Source organism: Wolbachia endosymbiont of Pentalonia nigronervosa (genome assembly GCF_014534705.1).
GTDB lineage: Bacteria > Pseudomonadota > Alphaproteobacteria > Rickettsiales > Anaplasmataceae > Wolbachia.
The window spans coordinates 1-2,880 of the sequence record NZ_JACVWV010000105.1; the positions used below are offsets into that span (position 1 = coordinate 1).

Genomic DNA, 2,880 nt, shown 5'->3' on the forward strand with positions numbered 1-2,880 from the left:
TTCCAATAGAAAAACACCAAGAGAATACGATAAAGAGCTTTATAAAGAGAGAAATCTCATCGAAAGAATGTTCAATAAACTCAAGAATTTTCGTAGGGTTGCTACTCGTTATGATAAATTAGCTATTTCTTTCTTATCTTTTGTCCATATTGCTTCTATATATCTTTGGTTAAAATAAATGTCGACACTACCTAGACAACCAACTAATGCTTCAATTTTTTTCTTTTCAATTAGCAAATAATGTGATAGAGTGAAGGTAAACAATAGTTTAAGAGTATCATTTATTCGGCTTTAAACAGGGTTTATATGCGTTCTTTAAGTATGGGTGGTTATTGACCCTGAAGCCACAGAATCGTTTTAAAACGGCATTGAGAACTACTTATTGTATTTATGAGTATTTTAAAGTTTCTTATTGCTGTATTTCCATGGCTTTTTGCTTCCTAGACATTCTAATTTACTCTAATTTTAATTAACCTTATTATTAACTTACAATTTATTATATATTTTCATATTAGTTATTATTGTTAATAATATATAAAACTATTAGCAACTTTAAAGTCTCCTGCACCTAGCTTAAATTTACCATCATCCCTTGCAAAAGGACCAGTTTAGATGTGGTGTATATTAGCAATATGAATATTGTTTGCTCCTTTACTTCTTTAGCTTTGTTAAAAATGGTTATGCACTGAGAAAACATTATTTTCATGTTAGGTGCCATTTGGTTATAATGTATATATTACACACTACTGATGTAATATATTATATATAGGGGAATTTGCCATTTGACATTTTGGCTGAAACTCTTCCATTTATGCACCTTTTAAGCTAATTGGTAATTTTGCCAAATGAAATTTTATTTGCCATTTGAAAATAGTGTAAGATATTGATTTTCTTGCTTTTTCTTTAATAATTCATTTGGTTATCTGGTAATTTTGCCAAATGATTTTGCATTTTAAAGAGTTTTTAGTTAATAAATATACTAATATGGTATAACATTAATTCTTGCTGTACTTGTTTTATGACAATCTAAAAACAATTAAAAAGGTATAATCTGTGAAACACTTTACCATAAATTATTCGTGCCCTTAATAGGTAATACTTTACCATTTGCCTCCAAATAATGATGTGTTGGCTTTACTAATTTGTATTCTACCTTACCTTCTATGCAAATCTTTGTCTCCATATCTTTTACACAAAGAAATCCATATTTAGAGTTAGTATTTGCTATTCCATATTCTTCAGCATTACGAAAGAATTTTATTTGCCCGAGAGTTGCAAGATGATCAATTCTTCCCCTTATATTGCGATCACTACCAAGTCCTTCTTCTCCTTCAAAACTTCTTGCAAATTGTGCTGCAGTATAAATTTTGCCTTGATATGCCATTCTACGAATTAGATTCAAAATCACTTCATGTTTTCTCTCGCGTTCTAAATCTAACTTTTCGCTATATTGTCCTCTTACCATTGGTTCTGAACCTAAAGCTAAATCATCGTGTGCAAATGCACCGTTTTCCCAACGCATAACTATCTTTTCATCATTGCTCTGCGAATAATTGGACTTTTTTCGAGATAAAATTCTATCATCAGGTGAAACACCAGCTTTTTCCGGCCTGGTTAAATACCATCTAGATCTTACAGTATTATTCCATGCTGTTGAACCTCCTGTACCTGTTTTCCTTTGTATTCCAACATCAGAAGGATGCATACATAACAATACTGCACCATCAATTTCTCTTGCTATTCGTGCACAACAATTCTGAATGAAATTTCTTACTTGTGTACGATTGTTTTCATTTCCATCAAATAAGTCTGCTGCTGTATCTAATACAACAAGTTTTGGTTGAAATGCTTTGATATCCTCAAGCAAGTCATGGAAAAAAGATGTTAATTTACCTGAATCTTTGCTGTTAAAATCCATTAATCTATTGTCTTCTCCTACTCTTGTCATCATGCGTATTTTCTCTTCAAGTGAATAACCTTTTACACGATAAAAATGGTTAATAGCATGTTGACGACGTGTAAGCTCAAGTCTATCATCCTCACAAAACAAAGCATAAACTTTAATAGGGTTTAAATTGATACCAAGCCATGGCTTACCCGCTGCAAGTGCTGTAATTAGTTGTTGAACAAGAAGAGATTTTCCAACTCCACCATCACCATAAAGAGCAGAGACATAACCTGAAGGCAGCCAATCCTGTACTATCCACTCTCTCTTTGGGGGCATGTCGTCGGTTTTTGACATACTGATTAAGTTAGGAGTTAACTTATTAGGAATTAATTTACTTGGAATATAGCAAATTCCTGTTTGAAGAAACTCCTGAAATTTAAATCCTTCTACAATACCATCAGCAACGTCCCAACCCTTTGGTTTATCTTGCGGAATTTCAAGAATAGCAAGTGATGCAACTCCTATTTCTAAAAGCTTTTTCTCAGCATTTTCAGCATACTTTTTACCTGCCTCATCATTATCTGGCCAAATAATAATATGCTTGCCCTTAAGCTGTGACCAGTCAGTTTTGTTAGCATCTGCATTAGATCCAAACATTGTTGTTGTAGCTGTAATACCCTGTTCAATAAGAGCTTCTGCACACTTTTCTCCTTCCACTAGAACAATTTCATCAGACTTTAAAATTCCTGGAATATTATATAAAGGCCTCAGTCCTTCTGGTGCACCATATATGCCTCGCTTCACATCAAAAGGCTTATATTCTTTTCTCTCTCCAGTAGGATCTTTGCGAAAAACCTTAACAATCACCTGGCCATTTTCATCATAGTAATTCCAGCTATAAGTAGCAATCTCATCAAGTTTCTGATTAATGTATTGCTCTTCTGGACGTTTCTTATCATATCCGAGCCACTCAGCTATAGAAGCCATTACTT

Annotated in this window: 2 protein-coding genes; one reads left to right on the forward strand and one right to left on the reverse strand. The window is 33.1% G+C overall.

The window, feature by feature from the left end; translation table 11 throughout:
• Nucleotides 1-178 (forward strand): transposase (locus IC220_RS06750; RefSeq protein ID WP_188152690.1); only part of this gene is annotated, 178 nt, incomplete at its 5' end.
• 885 nt (nt 179-1,063) lie between these two features.
• On the opposite strand, the gene IC220_RS06755 is transcribed toward IC220_RS06750, so the two are convergent.
• Nucleotides 1,064-2,880: AAA family ATPase (locus IC220_RS06755; RefSeq protein WP_188153694.1), on the reverse strand; the 1,817-nt coding region annotated here is incomplete at its 5' end.